The sequence below is a fragment of the Novosphingobium sp. AAP83 genome, assembly GCF_001295795.1.
GTDB lineage: Bacteria > Pseudomonadota > Alphaproteobacteria > Sphingomonadales > Sphingomonadaceae > Novosphingobium.
In genome coordinates this window covers 34,002-51,496 of record NZ_LJHY01000027.1, presented here as the reverse complement: position 1 = coordinate 51,496, position 17,495 = coordinate 34,002, and the positions used below count along the sequence as shown (strand labels likewise).

Below are 17,495 nucleotides of genomic sequence, written 5' to 3'. Positions count from 1 at the left end.
AGCCATTTATCACGCAAGTTGGTACAGGTTCGCGTTTGGCGCTGCTGTTTGGCGGTGATGCAGAAAGCATAACTTTTAACAATATCTTGCCGTCGCAACTTAGCGCGTCAGACTTTATCTTCTCATCAACGGCCACTGGCTCCACATTCAACGGAACGGACTTCACTTCTCAGCCTGATGTCATCTTGGGAAGCCTTGGGCCGGACACCATTAACGGGTTCAGAGGTAATGATACGATTGTTGGTGGTGCAGGCAACGATACGATCAATGGTGGTAGCGGTAATGATACAATAGACGGCGGTCTTGGCGCGGATACTGCCGTTTACAGTGCTACCGCCGCGCAGCTTACAGTTTCGATCGGGGCAGGCGGGGTGGTCACGGTCAGTTCGTCGGCTGATGGCACCGATACGTTGACCAATGTGGAATTTATCCAGATCGAGGGCATCCCTTACCGCATCAGCCGCTTTGATGATTCGAACACCCCGCGCGTGGCGAACTTCGCCGTGGGCGCGGGCGGGTGGTCTTCGCAGGACCGGTTCCCGCGCATGGCGGCGGATGTGAACGGGGATGGACTGGCGGATATTGTCGGCTTCGGGCAGGCGGGCACGCTGGTGGCGCTGGGGCAGGCTGGCGGTACGTTTGCTACGCCGGTTACGGCGGTGGCCAACTTTGGCGTCAATCAGGGGTGGTCATCGGACAACATTTTCCACCGCGAGATGGCCGATGTGAATAACGATGGCCGTGCCGATATCGTCGGCTTCGGCTTTGCAGGTGTGCTGGTTTCGCTGGCGCAGGCCAATGGGACTTTCGGGGCGGCAACGCTGGGGTCCAGCAACTTCAATCCGGCCAATGGCTGGTCCACGCAAGATGGCGCGGCGCGGACTCTGGCCGATGTGAACGGCGATGGCTTTGCCGATATCGTCGGCTTTGGGGCGCCGGGGACTTTTGTGGCGCTGGGCACGGGGACGGGGTCGTTTGGCACGGCGACTTTTGCGCTGGCCAATTTCGGGATCAGTCAGGGCTGGTCATCGAACAACGTGTTCCACCGCGAAGTGGGCGATGTGAATGGCGATGGCCGCGCGGATATCGTCGGTTTTGGCGCGGCGGGCACGCTGGTGGCGTTGGGACAGGCCAATGGCACTTTTGCCGCAGCTACACTGGCGTTGGGCAACTTTGGCACCAATCAGGGCTGGAGCACACAGGACGTGTTCACGCGCGATGTGGCCGACGTGGATGGCGACGGGCGTGATGATATTGTCGGGTTCGGCGTGGCAGGCACCTTCGTGGCTTATGGCCAGACCAACGGCACATTCAGCGCGGCTTCGTTTGAACTGGCCAACTTCGGGCGTGATCAGGGGTGGAGCAGCGACAACATCTTCCACCGCGAACTCGCCGATGTGAATGGCGATGGCTTGGCCGACATCGTCGGCTTCGGCTTTGGCGGGGTGTTTGTGGCATCAGCATTTGACGGGCTGGTGCTTTAGCAGGGCGTTATTCCGGTGGAAGGCCATTGCCATCAAATCTGGCGATGGCGTGCCGGACAACCAGATCGAGCGCTGTTTTGGAGAAAAATCCGCCCGGGATCAGGCAGTGTTCAATCAGCACGCGGCGGAATGCAGCGTAGACCTGCTGATCCGGGGGCGGGATTTCTTGCCAGAATGCATCAAGGCCGCCCTGGTAGCACACCCCGGCGATATCATAGATGGCAATGCCCAAGGCCACGGTCGGGATGCCCATGGATAGCCCCAATGTGCCGCTGGTGCTGTTGATCGTGACCATGCCGCGTGATTGGCGTGCCACTGGCACAATATCCCCACTGGGCAAGTAATCGATCCGGTCTTCCACACCAAAGCGCACGGCCATGTCCGTGGTTATCTGCTGCCAATCGCGAACCCCGTTATCCAGCGGATGCTCTTTCACCACAAGCCGGGTGTCTGCCGGAGCGTGGGCCGCAAACGACGAGACGACAACTTTCAGCGCTTCGGCAATACCCGCAAAGGGTGAGTGCAGTCTGATCTGGGCATCGGAATCGAGCTGGAGCGGAAACAGGAAATAGGGTTGGCCCGCTGTGTCCAGCCGCTCCATCAGCGCGGCAGCTTCGGCGTTGCGTTCCTTGCTGCGGCGCAGCTTGCGCCACCAGCCCATGCCTTCGACCACGGGATGCCAGGGGCGGTGGTTGTTCCAGTTCGAATAATGCCAGCGGGTGAGTACGTCAGCCACATTATACAGCAACCCTTCCGTTGCGCGGCGGCGGAACGATGATGGCACCTGGCTGTGTGGCGGAACAGGCGGCAAGGCGGCGGCTGTTTCGAGATACCATTGCGGATCGCGCGGCAAGGCGGAATGCCCATTCACGCCATCGCGTTCGAAGGTAACCCAGTCCGGCCGGATATAGCCTTCTTCGAATACGTGAACCGGGATGCGCAATTCGCGGCACACTTTGGTGGCAAGCATGTGATGATCGCGGCAATCGCCGAAGAGAATCACATCGGTGATTTGCTTGTCGGCGATGATGCCTTCAAACGCCTTGGGCCAGTCTTTCAGCGTGCCGCGATAATCGATTCCTCCGGGAAGCCGCCAGAACAGGCGATCACCGCCGTTGAAATTGACTTTGTGGACCCTGTGCCCGGCCTTGAGCAGACCCTGCCCCAAATGGCGGAACAGTGGACCCATCAAGCCCTGAAGCAGAAGGACGCTGCGCTTTCCGCGCAGCTTGCGTCTGGCCGGGTCCGAAAGTGTCGCCATGGAAAGTGCGTCATTGTCGGTCGAAGACGAGGGCTTGTTGGACGTCATATGTCATTGCCGTACTGCCAACATCGGCTCTGGTCGATGCACAATGTCACATTTCCACCGGGTAATTGCGCTAATGATCACCCGATCTGGATGGACTTTGGGTTTGGCGGTGACAGCTTTGGCGGAGCTTGGTAACGGCGAGACAGGCGTATTGCACACCTTGCGCGCATTGGTGGTTTGTAGACATTGTGACAGCGACGTTTGTGATAAGTCTGGCTTTGTTGGCACTATCGCTGTTGCTTGATGCCTGCGTTCGTCCTCGGGCAGGGCGAGGCGGGTTGCTGCCAGGACGCAATTCCGCAGGGATGTGGCTGCACAGCTTGGTAATTGCCATTGTGTTCGGTTTTATTCTGGCGGTTTGCGGCCATGTGCCGGCATCTGCGGCGCTCGCTTTGGCGCTGATGGCGCTGTTCATGATGGTGTCGAATGCCAAGCGCGCGATGCTGGGCGAGCCGCTGGTATTCTCTGATCTGGCGCTGGTCGGGGCGATCTTCAAGCATCCCCAGTTCTATCTTTCAGCGCTCACCCGATCGCAAAAGGCCTTGCTGGTGATGGCCGCGCCGGTGGTGCCTGCGCTGGTGTGGTGGTTGTTTGTACCGTCATGGCAGGCCCATCTGGCAGGACTTGGGCTTGCATTGGCAGGGGCGCTGCTGATCAGGCTGTCGTTGAAGCTTCCGGCCATAGAACGGCTTGCCCGCGAGCCTGATCTGGAGGGCGATGTTGCACGCTATGGCCTGCTCGCGACCTTGATCCTCTATCGTCGCCGTTGGCGCGAAACGCGTGATCCGGTGCCTGTCATGGCGGCACAGACATTGCCGCACCCGCAAGAATTGGCGATTGCGATCCAGTGCGAATCGTTTGCCGATCCTGTCGAGATATTCGGCGATCCTGCACTGTCATTGCCGGGTTTGGCGGCGGCAAGGGAACAGGCGTGGCAGTGGGGTGATCTGCTGGTGGACGGCTTTGGTGCCTATACGATGCGTACCGAATACGGCGTTTTGTTTGGACGGAGCGAGGCGGAATTGGGGTTCCGCCGGTTTGACCCTTACCTGACCGCGCGGGGTGAAGGCTCCTATGCCTTGCCCGCACGTTTGTTGGCCGCAGGGTGGAGAAGCCTGTTCGTTCATCCGCATGACCTGCGGTTCTACAATCGCGACGAGATCATGCATGCCGGCGGATTTGCAGGGCTGGTGGGCGAGGAACGCTTTGCTCCGCCCGCGCCCGATGAAGGACGCTATGTTACCGATAAGGCGATGGCGATCGAGATACTCGATCTTGCCGCCAAAGCCGCAGTGCCGACGCTGGTTTTTGCGGTTACGATCGAGAACCACGGGCCTTGGGAGCCCCATGCCTCGGCCGGTAGTCTGACAGACGGTTACATGAGGCTGGTACGGAACAGCGATGCGATGCTGTTGACACTGCGCGATGGACTGGCTGCGCTGGGACGCCCTGCAACGCTGGTGTTCTATGGCGATCACCGTCCCAGCATTCCGGGTGTTTCGGTTCCCGGAGCTGCACGACATACGCCCTATGTCATCTTGCGGTTTGATGCAGGCGGGCAGATTGTGCCGGGAGAAGGGCAGCGCGTTGATCTGACGCCTGCACAATTGCACCATGCAGTGCTAGGCTTGATTAGCGGTCAGGCGGGGTAAGTGCGTTGAGCAACTTGTCCCGCAAAAAGCGGGGCAGGGCGCGGTCTATCCATCGCAGCAGGGCGAATGGCCAAGGCGTTATCAGGTGCGGCTGACCGCGCATGGCGGCTTTGGCGATCATCTGCGCAGCGTGTGCAGGCGTCAGGATCAAGGGCTTGGGGCCATCAACTTTGCGCGCTGCTGCGGTATTGATGAAGCCGGGTGAAACGAGGGTGACGGTGACGCCGTGGTTGCGCAAATTGATGCGCAAGGCATCGGCAAAGCGCGCAAGGCCCGCTTTGGACCCGGCGTAAGCCGCTGCAAACGGCAGGGCGTGAAAGGCTGCGGCAGAACCGATCAGGACGATCTTGCCATGCCCCCTACGGGCCATCCTTGCGCCAAGTTCGGCGGCAATGGCGGCGGGGGCAACGAAGTTTACCACCCCCAACCGCGCAACCTGCCCGGCATCTTCAACTGCATCGCCAACGGCCCTGATATCGCCGAGGCCCGAGGCGACAATCGCCAGATCAAAAGGGCCAGTGTCGTCGTCAACGGCGATGGCGGCAATGGCTGCGGCGATATCCTGCAAATCGCATATGCGCACGTCAGTGCTGGCTGCGCCTGCGATTCGGCATTCCTGCGAAATGGCGGCAAGTTTTCCGGCATCGCGGCCCCACACGCACAGGGCCGCGCCAGACCCGGCATAGAGTTTTGCCAAAGCTCCGCCGAGTTCGCCCGACGCACCGATGATCAGTACGCGGATTGGCCCGGAGATGCGTTCATTTTGGTTAGAATTTCTCGCCATGCCCCACAGGCTTACGCGTTCAAACGAAAATCGGAAAGGTGGCGCAGCAAACAGCGGCGGAGCAGTGTTGCAGTGCAGCAACGGTAGATTTACAAAGCGGATATGTTTGCCTGTACCTGATGTCAGTTGTGCTTGTTCTTCCATCGTGGTGGCTGGTTTACTTCTTGACAGAAACGGCCAAGTCTTGTCGAGAATAGCCGTAATGTCACGTCGTAATCCGCACTCGCAGCAGATCAGGCTGTTCAAAAATGAGCAGCTTGAACAATTGACGGTGATTTCGCCTCGCGGATTCGCCGTGATCTGGTGTGTACTTTTGCCATCCATTGCCTGGGTGGGTTGGGGTAGCGCAGATTTGGCAGCGGCGCTCGGCCTGATTGTGGCGGGCATAGCGGTTTGGACGGTGTTCGAATATGTCATGCACCGTTATCTGTTCCATTGGAAATCGAACGCGCCATTGGTGCAAAAGTTCGTCTTCCTGATGCACGGCAATCACCATGCCGATCCGAATGACGGTCTGCGCAACCTGATGCCGCCGCTTGCCAGCATTCCCATCGCAAGCGTGGTGTGGGGCGTTCTCATCCTGTTGTTGGGTGCGCCCGGAACATGGGTGTTTCTGGGCTTTATGATCGGCTATGTCGTTTATGACATGACCCATTACGCCTGCCATCAATGGCCGATGAAAGGGCGTCTGGCTTTCATGCTAAAACGCCACCACATGCGCCATCACCATATCGGTCAGCACGGCAACTATGCGATTACGGCGCTGTTCTGGGATCGCGTGTTTGGTTCGCTGATCCGGTCGGTCAAGCCGCGCGGGTAATTGCGCTAGTCGCGTTCCAGCCCGGCAATGGCCTGGGCGACGATTTCCATATGCTCATCCCAAGCGGGTTCATGCCAATGCGGCAGGCGCTGCTGCTGGGCCTGAAGCGCCGGGCCGCTATTAGCGTAATCCAGAATGCGTGATCCCCATCCGGGACCGTCAAGCGGATCAAGGTAATCCGGTGCCGCACCGCCCACTTCATGATGGGCGGGGATATCGCTGCATATCACGGGCACGCCAACCGCAAGCGCCTCGGCCACTGGCATTCCGAAACCTTCGGCAAATGAGGGCATCAACAAGGCGCGTGCGCCGCGCAGCAGCCCGGCCAGTTGCGCATCGGAACAGCCGCTCAGTTCTGTCACGTGGGGTTTCAGCGCAGGACAGCGGTCGAGCATGTCGAGCACTTGTTCGTTTTCCCAGCCGCGTTTGCCGATGATGACAAGGGCCGGAACTTGGGCGGCGGGCAGGCTTTGCACAAATTGCCGCCACAAGTTGAGCAGGAGCAAGTGGTTTTTGCGTGGCTCGATCGTGCCAAGGCATACGAAATAGGGCGGGGCATCTGCGGGCAAGTTGCTGGCAACATCGGCCAGTGGTTCGGTGCCGAGCAAGGCTACATGCAGCGCGATGGTGCGGCCACTGCGCTCTATCCATGGCTGGAACGACCGGCCGGTGGCGGCGGAATTGACGATCACGGCATCGGCATGATCGGCTACGGTCTGCATCCGCAAGCGGTGCAAGGCCGCGCCTGATGGCCGGGCATATTCGGGGTATTCTATCGGGATCAGATCATGCACCATGCAGATGAAGCGAGCATTCTCGCGGGCAAGGATGCGCCCCATTTTCTTCGCATTGGTCAGATGGTGCGGCGATACTTGGAGGAAGATCGTGCGTTGCCCTTTGGCCATTGCCGGGGGGCGTTCGGGAAGCAGGCGCGCCATCCATGGCAGGATGGAAATAACCGAACGCTGCTTGGGCTTTTCGCCACCCTTGGCCCAGCGCTGTTCCAGTTCATCGAGATAGGCCAGCGCAGTTGCACGGCTGATGCGCCCGTACAATCCGGTGGGATGGACCGCAGCAAAACACAGGGCATCGCCGTAAATCCGCAAAAGCCCGCGCGCATAGGCCATTTCGACGCGGTCCACACCCGATGGTGTGGAATAGCGCACGCGCGAGATCAGGCGCGAAATGTCGAGTATTACCTGTGTCATCGCCAATGGGCCATAAACCGCCCTTGCAGACGGCGCAAAGGTTCAACCCAGCCAAGCCGGTTGGGTGTGTGCGCGGCAGACATGCGTTGGATCAGCACTTCGGGCGGGCAGGGCAGCCCACTGACCGGATCGAGATAACGCGGGTATAAAATCAGCACACCTGCGACAAGTTCATCCAGCGCCAGCCTGCGCCCGCGCCGGTCGGGCACTGTACCCAGATCGCGGGTCAGGCCCCAACCTGCATAGAACGGCGTGCCGTGGCAGGTTACCTCGAGGCCGCGCATGAGCGCTTCAAAGCCGGTTAGCGAGGTGTTGACGTGGACCGCATCAACCGCATCCAGCAGGGTTGCCATGCCGCCACCGCGCACGATCCGGTCGGCAATTTGCAGCACGTCTTCATCGGCGACAGCGCCTTTGCGGTGTCCGGCATCGACATCGGGATGGGGGCGGAACCAGATTTCGGCATCGGGTTCCAGCGCGCGGGCACGGCGCAACAGTTCAAGGTTCGATTGCAGCCCACCGCCGCCGGCGATGACGGACATGTCGTCTTCCACTTGCGCAGGCACCAGCACGATCCGGCGCCCGGGAGTGCGCAGCGGAACCGTTGAGCCTGTGCCGACCGAATACTTGCTGATGCCTGAGGCAAGGATTGTCTGGCGCAAAGCACCGGCGCGGTCGATCAAGGCCGGGGTGAAGGTGTTTGTTGCGAGGATATGTTCGAGATCGCTGGGCGATGATGGATCAAAGTGAATGCCGCGCCTGTCCACCACCACCGATGAAGGCGGCACAAGGTTGCTGCCAAGCCCGACCGAGCGCACAAAGCCATCCTCCACACGGACCAGCGGCGTGCCTTGGCTTGCGGCCTCTGCCAGCAGGGTGGGCGATACGCGCGAGGGCCAAATCGCGACAGCACCGCCTGCCCGGCGCGCGATTTTGAGGGCCTTGGTCGCGCGGGAGACGATGTGAAGCGTTTGTCCCGGAACCCACAGGAAACGGCGGATTTCGTCACGCTTCCACCACGCCATGCCACATGCGGCGCTGATAGAGCGGTTGCTGGCAATCAGCCGCCGCCATTCGGCCAGCAGGGCGATGGTTTGCGCGATGGTGGCGGGCTGGCCGGTGAAGGGATCGGTGTAGCGTGCAGCGCTGATGGCTTGCAGGGCCTTGCTATCAAGGTCGGCGGGGGTGTCCGCAGGCGTGCCATAGCGGCCTGCCGACAGGACCTGCACCGGAACGGCGCAGAGGCGCGCAATGGCTACCCATTCATCATTGCCGTGCGCAATAAGCTGGCCTGCGTTCTCCAGCACGGACCATGGATCAACATCACCGATCCACTGCCCGCAGCGTGTTGGGCGGGATGGACCATCGCTGGCGCTCCAAATCATTCCGGCTTGTTCGTCGGTCGGAATCAATGCCTGCATGTCATCCAATGCATCACCGGCGCGGGGGCGCAATATGGCCGAGGCGGGGGCTGCAAGCTGCGCGGGCGGGAGCCAGAATTTACCGCCGACGCGCGCCTCGCGCAGCAGTTGCATAAGGTCAGGCGGCGGCGGATCAGCAACCGTGGCAGGTTCAGACAGAGTGACTGTGCAGCCATGGAACGGTGGCGCGCGCAGCAGGCATAAGGAGATCATGGTCTCCGCCCCCAGACCGGTGCATCCAGCGCGCCATCCGATGCTTTGCAGATCACGCCATAGCCGCCTGTTGGCAGTTTGAGCGTGGCCATAGCACCAAGTGCGGCGCGCAAGGATGGATCGGCCAGCAGGGCGAACCGCGCTGCACCATTGCTGGTGACGAGCAGCGTGGGCCGATTATCGGCCATAGTGGCGGCAAACAGCTTTTGCCATGCAGCGATGCGTTCATCGGCATCAACCACCCAGTCCGGTGGCGGAGTGGCGTTCTCGTCCCACGCGGCAAGCGCGGGTTTGCCGATGCGCGCGATGATGGCGTCGTCGGTCTGGTTCTCATCCGGTCCGTGATCGATCTCGCGCAGAAAGTCCGCCGTTTCCGCCGGGATTGCGTTGGTCTGTGCCACCTCGATCAATTGCGCGGTTTGGCGAGTGCGCAGGAGTGGCGAGACGAGGACTTTGCCAAATTGCCAGCCTTGCCTGGCGAAGTGTGCACCCAATGCGCGCGCCTGCTCGCGGCCTGCATCCGTCAGTGGCAGATCGGTACGCGCGCCGATCCGGCGAGGGGTCTCTCCGGCAGTGAAGGTGTTGCCGTGGCGCACAATAACGAACATCGATACCACTCAGGCCGGATAAGGATCGCCAAAACGGGTAATCGCTTCTTCAGCCTTGGCAAGGTCTTGCGGCGTATCAATGCCGGATAAGACATGGGCAGGAACGTCCACTTCGACGGTGTCTATGGCCCAGCCGTGTTCCAGAAAACGCAATTGTTCAAGGCCTTCAAGCTGCTCGTACTGGCCGGGGGCTGCCGCTGCGAACCATTCCAGCGCTGGCATGGTATAACCATAAAGGCCAAGGTGCTGCCATACCGGAGACATGACTTGGCTGCGCAGTTTGGCTTCATCGCGCATAGCCGGCAGGATCGATTTGGAAAACCACAACGCCCGTCCTCGGTGATCGCGCACGCATGTGGTGCCGCTGAACGGGGCGGTGCGTTTGTGTTCGCGCAGACGATCCAGCCTTGGCCAATCAAGGTTGAACACCGGAGTGGTGACGTCTGCCGTGCCGGAACGCAGGGTTTGCATCAGCCCCGAGACGATGGTGGCCGGGATGAAGGGTGCATCGCCTTGTAGATTGATGACGCGCCGTGGCGGGCAGGATTGCTGCTGTGCAGCGGCAAAAGCGCGCATCGTTCCGGAATCAAGATCCGCCGAGGTCATCGCCACTTGCGCGCCGATGGCGGTGGCATGATCGGCAATCCGCTGATCATCGGTGGCGACCAGCACGCGGCATTGCCCCGCGCTCTCTGCTGCAACACGCGCAATGGCGACAACTCTTTCCAGAAGCGTGCGACCGGCAATTTCGAGCAAGGGTTTGCCGGGTAAGCGCGATGATCCGAACCGCGCTGGTACTATGATCAAATCAGGGATCAAATCAGGGATCAAATCAGGGCCGGTTTGCGGTCCTTCAGCCGGTTCAGACAATGCCCGTCCTGACAATGTCGTGCATATGCACAACGCCGACCAACCTGCCATCGTCTTCGACAAAGATCACCGACACCGCATTTTCGTTCATGATGCGCAAGGCATCAGCGCACAAGCTGCCGGGGGGGACGGTCACCGGATTGGCCGACATGTGAAGGCCGATGCTGTCTTGCAGATCGTGGACGGCAATGCAGCGGCGCAGATCGCCATCGGTGAACACGCCCACCAACCGGTCACCCTGATCAACCACTGCTGTTGCGCCGTAGCGCTTGCGGCTCATCTCGATGGTGGCGCTGCTGAGGCTTGCCTCGCGGCGCACTTTGGGAATGGCAGAATCGGTGCCCATAATCTGTTCAACGGTGAGCAATTGCGCGCCCAACCTGCCGCCGGGATGAAACACGCGGAAATCGGACGAAGTGAAGCCGCGCGCTTCGATCAAGGCAACAGCTAGCACATCCCCTAGCACCAATTGCAGCGTGGTTGAGGAGGTGGGTGCAAGATCATTAGGGCAAGCTTCGCGGACAAGCGGTAAAGCAAGGCAAATATTGGATGCTTTGGCAGCGGTGCTGTCCGGCCATGCTGTGGCTACGATCAAAGTTACGCCAAAACGGTGACAGTAATGGAAGATATCGTTCAGTTCGCTTGTCTCACCAGACCAAGTGATTGCGAAAACAACATCACTTTCGGTAATCACCCCCAGATCACCGTGGCTTGCTTCACCGGGATGGAGAAACAGAGCGGGCGTTCCGGTTGACCGAAGGGTTGCAGCAATTTTACGGCCGACATGCCCGCTTTTGCCCATGCCGCTGACAATCACGCGCCCCTTGGTGCGTGCCATCGCTTCAATGGCTGAGTCGAGCGAAAGGCGGAAGGACGCTTCTTGAAACACCCCCTTGAGTTGCTCAAGGCCTTGAATTTCCGTCTCAATCGTCTTCAACGCTGATTCTGTGTAGCGTGGCGTGACAGCTTTAAGGTGCGTGTTCAAGGTTCTCATAGCGTTTCCCCCATAGTTACGCTCTTGTGCCAAGCCAAGCGTTTTGCCATTGCCGGCGACGTAATAGCTGCCAATTGCCACGAACAAAATTTACCGGCAATTAACGATTACACCTAAAGCTACTGATCAAGAATAACTATAGCGCGATCTGAAATCCAGATCGAAAATGGAATGAAATATGATCCTTTGTGGATGTAATGTTGCTGCGAACGCGCCATTGTTTGTAATTGCCGGGCCATGTGTGATCGAAAACGAACAGCATACGATGCGAATTGCAGAAAGCTTGGCGCAAACGGCTAACAAGCTCGGGATCATGCTGATTTTCAAAAGCTCTTTCGACAAAGCGAACCGTAGTTCGGACAAATCGTTCCGGGGGCCGGGAATTGACGCGGGATTGCGTATTCTCGAGAAGGTTCGGGCCGAAACCGGGCTGCCAGTCCTGACAGATGTTCATGAAGCTGAACAAGTGACAGCAGTGGCGCAAGTGGTGGATGTGCTTCAGACCCCGGCTTTCCTTGCGCGGCAGACCGATTTCATTGCAGCAGTGGCTGCTTCGGGCAAGCCTGTGAACATCAAAAAGGGCCAGTTCATGGCACCAGCCGACATGACCCAAGTGGTGGCGAAGGCACGCAACGCAGCCGTCGCTGCCGGATGTGACCCCGACTCCTTCATGCTGTGCGAGCGCGGCGTCTCGTTCGGTTACAACACACTGGTATCGGATATGCGCAGCCTTGCGATCATGGCGCAGACCGGCTGCCCGATTGTGTTTGACGCCACCCATTCGGTCCAGCAGCCCGGCGGGCTTGGCGAACGATCCGGCGGCCAGCGTGAATATGTGCCATTGCTGGCGCGCGCCGCAGTTGCCGCCGGGGTTTCTGGCGTGTTCATGGAAACCCACCCAGATCCGGACAAAGCGCTGTCGGACGGGCCTAACGCATTGCCATTGAACGATTTCGAACCACTGGTTGCGCGGCTTCAGGCGATTGACGCGCTGGTAAAGGCTTACTAGGCCTTCTGCATAATGTGGACGTTCTGGTGAAGATGGCGGCGATTGCAAGCCGGGTGGGCAAGAAGCTCAAAGGTGCGATGATGGCGCCGGTTTGGGTGCTGCAACTTTTCACGGGCTATAAAAGCTTTCTCGACAACCCTTTGATAGGCTCACGCAGGTTGAATGCGCGCGGCCTGCATTTGTGGCGGGTGCGTGTAGCCGATGCTTTGTGCCGCTGGCGCAGGCGGCGATTGGCGCGGCATGTGCGCCCTGAATGGCTTGCCGATTTCGAACGCGATGGCTTTGTCGCGATTCCCGATGTGGTGCCGCAAGCCGAATTTCCAGCGTTGCGCGCGGCCATTCTGGCCTATGAGGGGTCTGCGCGCGAAATGGTGCAGGGCGATGCGATCACCCGCAGGTTGGCCGTTGATCCTGCAATGCTCAATGCGATTCCGGCGCTCCGGACGCTGTTGGCGCGCAAGGATATTGTCGCGTTGCTGCATTATGTGGCGAGCTTCAGGATCACGCCGCTGCATTATATCCAGACCATCGTTAGCGGCATCGGCACGCCTGATTCTGATCCGCAGGAAACGATCCATGCCGACAGCTTTCATGCCTCGCTTAAATCGTGGTTGTTCCTCAATCCGGTGGCCGCTGATGAAGGCCCGTTCTGCTATGTGCGCGGATCGCATCGCTTCACGCCCGAGCGGCTGGCATGGGAACACCGGCGCAGTCTTGCCGATCCCGCAGCGATTGACCGATTGTCAGCCCGTGGATCGCCGCGCGTCGATGATGCCGGACTTGCAGAAATGGGCCTGCCGCCGGCTGAAGGGTTGGCGGTTGCGGGCAATACGCTGGTGGTGGCCGATACGGTTGGTTTCCATGCGCGCGGCCTTTCGGAAAAACCGGGCGAACGGGTGGAAATCTGGTCCTATGGGCGGCGCAATCCGCTCGTGCCGTGGTTGGGCGGAGACCTGCTCAGCCTGCCGGGCATTGCCGAGCACCGGGTTAACTGGATATGGGCGTTTCGGGATCGTTTTGAGAAGCAACTGGGCCAGCCTTGGCGCGCTGTAGGCAAGCGTCGTGCCATCACAGATGAGGCTTAACGGATTTACCTGCGCCGCGTTTCGTCTGAATGGGAAGCCGGGTCAAAAAACGGAAGTTCGCCATAAGCTGGCGAAAAGCCCAGCGCATCATAGATTTCGGGACGCAGGAAAGGGTAAGCGTCGCCTGCACTTTCATGCACCTTGGCGCATTCACCAAGGTAGCTGTCGATGGTGCGATAGAGGCCGCGTTTGATCATCGTTCGGTGCATTGGGTTCCTGTCAGGAAAGTGCTGCACCGCAGGCGGGTGATTCGCTATCGAATCTAAAGTTAGTCACAAACTCGCAACACGTTGCCGCACCGCACCCGATGGATCTGACATCAGGAGCGGTACGGCAAGGGTTTGTTATGGTTTGATATTCAATGCTGGCAGTTGAGCATCAGGCAGGCCGGTGCCGAGTTCGCGGGCCAATGTTGGTGCAATCGCGCGCATGTCGATCTCGCCCAGATTGCGCCCTTTTGCCACGCCTTTGCCCATGATCAGGAAGGCTGAACGCATTTCGGGAAGGCTAGGGAAATAGCCGTGCATGCCTTTCGTGCGCGATGGCTTTGCCAGCGGCGCATCCGCGGCAAATCCGCTGGCAAGCGCGCCGGGCTTCAGATCGACAAAGAACGCCGCTTGCGGATTGCCGCCGAGCTTGGCGATTTCCGCCTGATCGGCAACATGCGCGATACGGGCTTCCGGATTGGCAGCAAGGGAGGCCAGCAAAGTGCCGACCTTGGCGATCAGCGCTGCATCATCGCGACGGGCCAAGGCCACCGCGATAGTGCCACCCGTTGGCCAAGGCATGGCTTCCCATGATGCGACTTTACCTGCTGCATCCAGCGTGATCAGCCCCGCATCGATGAACGGGCGGAACAGGTTGATTTCGGTATCGGTGGCAACAAAACCGTGATCGCTGACGACGGCGACAGTGGCATCGGGGTGCGCGGCCATTTCTGCGGCGACCAAGTTGCCCACAACCGAATCGAGGCGTTCGAGCACCGCGTTGGATTCTGCCGATCCGGGGCCTGAGCCATGTTCTTCATGGTCAAGGCCCGCCAGATAGACCGTCATGAAATCGGGTTTCTTCGTCTGAATCATGCGCACCGCAAATTTGGCGCGCACTTCATCGCCGTCAACGCCTTCGTCAATGCCATCGGCATAAGCGCCGCAATCGTGCTCCAGCGCGTCATACAGCCCGTCGGTGGACATGGCTTTGAGCATCTTGCGGTCATCGGCATGGCCAGAGCGCCAGATTTGCGGGAGGTTATAGGTCAGCGACTTCACGCCGACACTGACGGGCCAATGGACGTTTGCGGTGCTGAGGCCAGCCTTGCGCGCAGCGTCCCACAAGGTGGGGGCGGTGATATCTTCGGCAAACCAGAACCAGCCACCATAGTTGATCTGCTTGGGATCAAACGTGGTGTTGGACACGATGCCATGGCGGGCAGGGGCTACGCCAGTGATCAGCGTTGTGTGGCTGGGGTAAGTTACCGTGGGCAGGTTGCCGGTGACGCCCGTGGCATAGGCACCGTCTTTGAGGAATCGGCGCAGGTTCGGGATCTTCAGCCCGCGCTTTTCCGCTTCGAGCACATCGCCGGGGCGCAGGCCATCGATGGAGATGAGCAGGACTGGAGCGGATGATGGTGCTTGAGCCCAAACGGCGACGGGCGCCGCACTGATAACCAGTGCGACGCCCGCGACGAGGGCCTTTGCTGGCGAAAGGCCGCTTTGCATCAGAAGCCGACCTTAAGGGTCGCAAACACCTGACGGGGAGCGCCGGCCAATAGGGTCTGGTTGTCACCGCTGAAGCTGAAGCCGTTCGACCCGATTGTTGCGACATAGCGCTTGTCGAACAGGTTGACGGCGTTGAGTTGCAGTTCGATCGGCTGCCGCTGGCCGATATCGAGACGGTAGCCGAGAGTGGCATCAACCAGTGTCCGCGCGCCTACCGAACGGTCGTTCAGGAAGTTGAAGAAGCGCTGCGACATATAGTTCACGCCAAGGCGACCGTAGAACATGTCGCTGTCATAGGACAGTTCGCCGCGCAGCAAGTGCTTTGGCGTATCGACCACGGTCTTGCCTTTGGTGGCGCGGATGGTGGTGGTGCCGCCTGCGGTGATCACAACATCATCGCGATAGGTGCTGTCGTTGTAGCTGTAAGAGGCGAAAGCGCCGAACCCGCCGGGCAGCTTTACGTCAACCGCGGCCTCGAGGCCGAGTGCGCGGACGGCACCGACGTTCTGCAGCGCGTTGGCTGCACCGACGATGCCAACCGAGGTTGGGATCACGAGCAGACGATCGCGGAAGTTGACATAGTAGCCAGCCAGCGAGGCGTTGATGATGCCGGTGCTGTAGCGCAGGCCAGCTTCATAAGTGTCCGAGCTTTCGGGCCGGAGCGTATCGCGGATCTCGTTAAATCCGGCCTGTGTGGTCGAAAACGGACTGCTCCCTGCGGCCGCAGCCTGAAACGCGCGGGTCACCTGCGTGAAACCGGCGAAGGCTTCAAGACCGTTGCCGATCTTGTAGTTAAGGCCGACGTGAGGCTGGAACCAGTCTTTAACATTGATCTGACCGGTGGCAAGGCCGCTGATGTTGACCAGTGCGAAAGCATTGGTATCGACCGAAAAGCCCTTCCAGCCCACGTTGATCTTCAGATCGCCAAGATCGATATTGTCTGACACGTAGTACTGAATCGTGTCAGTTTCAAACGCGATAGACCATTGCGTGAAGAACGGGTTGCGCTGGAAATCACGATGATCGCGGCCTGCGCTGGTGCGGCTTTCATAGCCATAGAACCGGCGCGAATGGATGAAATCGTTCTTTTCGTACCAGCCGCCGATCAGCAGGTTGTTGATGCCATAAGTGGCAGCGTAGGATGCAAAGACGCCCTTGCGCTTCATGTCATATTCGGTCGTGCGCATGGACATTGGCACGCCCGACGGGCTGGCGCGATAGGGGGTGCCCCATGTGCCCTGACCGTCGTTTTCGTGATAGTAGCCCTTGATCGAGAACTTGCCGGTATCGCCCACATCGATATTCAGGCCGAGCGCGGCGATCGTGTCCTTGCGCAGGCCCGATGCGTCATAATAGGCATCATCGGCACTGATGAACGGTGAGGGGTACGTGGTGCCAGCAGCCGGATTGGTGGAGGCAACGCCGGTGTCACCCCGGTTTGCGCCGATATCGCCTATTCTGACCGCTTCGACATAACGGCCTGGGCCGAAGTTGTCCCAATCATAGCCGAGGCGGCCTATCATTTCGAGGCTGAGATCGTGATAATCCTGTTCGGCACGGTCGGAGTAGCTGAGATAGCCGTCGAGATCGACGCCTTCGCCCAGCGGCATGATCGCCTTGGCATTGATCATGAGGGTGCTCTGCTGGCCATCACCCTTCCACTTGTCACCATTCTGGTATTGCGCCGAGACATAGCCGCGCAGGCCATCTTCGGTGCCGAGGCCGACGCGGCCAAAGCCGCGGAAGGTGTTGGCCGAACCATAAGAGCCGCTGGCGGTAACGCCGAGCGTGTCCTTGGGGTCGAGAGAGAAGAATTCGAGTGTGCCGCCAAGATTGCTGGTCGACTGGGCAGAGATGGAGCCCGAGCCCTGCGACACGCGGGTGACGCCGATGTTTTCAGGGCTGATCGCGCGGCTGATGTGCAGACCATTGGCGTTGCCATAGGACATATCGCCCAGCGGAATGCCATCGAGGTTGAAGCCCAGCTGGTTCTGGTTGAAACCGCGAATGGTGACGCGCGTTGACCATTCGTAGTTGCCAAAAGCGTCAGCCGACTGGAAGTTGACCGATGGCAGCTTTTCAATAGCCTTCAAAGGGCTGGTGCCCGAGGCATGGATGGTGAGTTCTGCGGTCGAAAGTTCCTGAACCTGGCGGGTCTGGCCTTGGCCCAGAACAACGATTTCGGCTGCGGCGCTATCTGCGGCAGCAGCAGCTTCGGCAGCGGGTGCAACATCTTCAGCGGCAAAGGCTGGAGCGGCAATAAGCGAGGTGCTGGCAAGCAGCACGGCGACGATACGCATGGTGTGATTCCTCATGAACC

The 17,495-nt window shown here is 59.7% G+C and carries 15 protein-coding genes; 5 read left to right on the top strand and 10 right to left on the bottom strand.

All coding sequences use genetic code 11. The features are described 5' to 3' along the window. Positions 1–1,484 (top strand): FG-GAP-like repeat-containing protein (locus IP81_RS15060; RefSeq protein ID WP_197274656.1); only part of this gene is annotated, 1,484 nt, incomplete at its 5' end. A 7-nt stretch (positions 1,485–1,491) separates the two neighbouring features. Here IP81_RS15060 and IP81_RS15055 read toward each other — a convergent pair. Further along, positions 1,492–2,793: a capsule biosynthesis protein gene (locus IP81_RS15055; RefSeq protein WP_231626897.1), complete on the bottom strand. Its 1,302-nt coding sequence runs from the start codon at positions 2,791–2,793 to the stop codon at positions 1,492–1,494. 320 nt (positions 2,794–3,113) lie between these two features. On the opposite strand from IP81_RS15055, the gene IP81_RS15050 reads away from it, so the two are divergent. Next, positions 3,114–4,445, top strand: a complete 1,332-nt coding sequence (locus tag IP81_RS15050) for an LTA synthase family protein (protein ID WP_231626896.1) — start codon at positions 3,114–3,116, stop codon at positions 4,443–4,445. On the opposite strand, the gene IP81_RS15045 is transcribed toward IP81_RS15050, so the two are convergent. Further along, complete coding sequence (locus tag IP81_RS15045; RefSeq protein WP_054108839.1) at positions 4,426–5,229, bottom strand: SDR family oxidoreductase; 804 nt, start codon at positions 5,227–5,229, stop codon at positions 4,426–4,428. The genes IP81_RS15050 and IP81_RS15045 overlap by 20 nt on opposite strands. A gap of 106 nt (positions 5,230–5,335) precedes the next feature. Here IP81_RS15045 and IP81_RS15040 point away from each other — a divergent pair, with 106 nt between their 5' ends. Then, positions 5,336–6,049 carry a sterol desaturase family protein gene (locus IP81_RS15040; protein WP_231626895.1) on the top strand — a complete coding sequence of 238 codons (714 nt, stop codon included), beginning with the start codon at positions 5,336–5,338 and terminating at the stop codon, positions 6,047–6,049. A gap of 5 nt (positions 6,050–6,054) precedes the next feature. Here the strand turns inward: IP81_RS15040 and IP81_RS15035 are convergent, their stop codons facing one another. Genes IP81_RS15035 through IP81_RS15015 form a run of 5 tightly spaced genes read right to left on the bottom strand, consistent with a single transcriptional unit; the run spans position 6,055 to position 11,363 of the window. After that, a complete protein-coding gene (locus IP81_RS15035; protein ID WP_054108828.1) occupies positions 6,055–7,257 on the bottom strand; it encodes a glycosyltransferase family 1 protein in 1,203 nt (400 codons plus the stop codon). Beyond that, a complete protein-coding gene (locus IP81_RS15030) occupies positions 7,254–8,891 on the bottom strand; it encodes a capsule biosynthesis protein (RefSeq protein ID WP_054108827.1) in 1,638 nt (545 codons plus the stop codon). The genes IP81_RS15035 and IP81_RS15030 overlap by 4 nt, the downstream gene beginning before the upstream one ends. Continuing rightward, positions 8,888–9,499 carry a histidine phosphatase family protein gene (locus IP81_RS15025; protein WP_054108838.1) on the bottom strand — a complete coding sequence of 204 codons (612 nt, stop codon included), beginning with the start codon at positions 9,497–9,499 and terminating at the stop codon, positions 8,888–8,890. Before IP81_RS15025 ends, IP81_RS15030 begins: the two co-directional genes overlap by 4 nt. A gap of 9 nt (positions 9,500–9,508) precedes the next feature. Continuing rightward, positions 9,509–10,369, bottom strand: a complete 861-nt coding sequence (locus IP81_RS15020) for a 3-deoxy-manno-octulosonate cytidylyltransferase (RefSeq protein WP_231626879.1) — start codon at positions 10,367–10,369, stop codon at positions 9,509–9,511. After that, a complete protein-coding gene (locus IP81_RS15015) occupies positions 10,362–11,363 on the bottom strand; it encodes an SIS domain-containing protein (RefSeq protein ID WP_054108836.1) in 1,002 nt (333 codons plus the stop codon). The genes IP81_RS15020 and IP81_RS15015 overlap by 8 nt, the downstream gene beginning before the upstream one ends. A 178-nt stretch (positions 11,364–11,541) precedes the next feature. On the opposite strand from IP81_RS15015, the gene kdsA reads away from it, so the two are divergent. Next, positions 11,542–12,372 (top strand): 3-deoxy-8-phosphooctulonate synthase, encoded by an 831-nt coding sequence (gene kdsA / locus IP81_RS15010; protein WP_054108826.1) that lies wholly within the window; start codon positions 11,542–11,544, stop codon positions 12,370–12,372. A gap of 32 nt (positions 12,373–12,404) precedes the next feature. After that, positions 12,405–13,457: a phytanoyl-CoA dioxygenase family protein gene (locus IP81_RS15005; RefSeq protein WP_054108825.1), complete on the top strand. Its 1,053-nt coding sequence runs from the start codon at positions 12,405–12,407 to the stop codon at positions 13,455–13,457. A gap of 5 nt (positions 13,458–13,462) precedes the next feature. Here IP81_RS15005 and IP81_RS15000 read toward each other — a convergent pair whose 3' ends face one another. The 3 genes from IP81_RS15000 to IP81_RS14990 all read right to left on the bottom strand — a co-directional run bounded on the left by IP81_RS15000 (position 13,463) and on the right by IP81_RS14990 (position 17,475). Beyond that, a complete protein-coding gene (locus IP81_RS15000; RefSeq protein ID WP_231626877.1) occupies positions 13,463–13,654 on the bottom strand; it encodes a hypothetical protein in 192 nt (63 codons plus the stop codon). A gap of 147 nt (positions 13,655–13,801) precedes the next feature. Further along, positions 13,802–15,175, bottom strand: a complete 1,374-nt coding sequence (locus IP81_RS14995) for an alkaline phosphatase family protein (protein WP_054108823.1) — start codon at positions 15,173–15,175, stop codon at positions 13,802–13,804. Next, positions 15,175–17,475, bottom strand: coding sequence for a TonB-dependent receptor domain-containing protein (locus tag IP81_RS14990; protein WP_054108822.1), 2,301 nt, complete (start codon positions 17,473–17,475; stop codon positions 15,175–15,177). The genes IP81_RS14995 and IP81_RS14990 overlap by 1 nt, the downstream gene beginning before the upstream one ends. Positions 17,476–17,495: the final 20 nt, after the last annotated feature.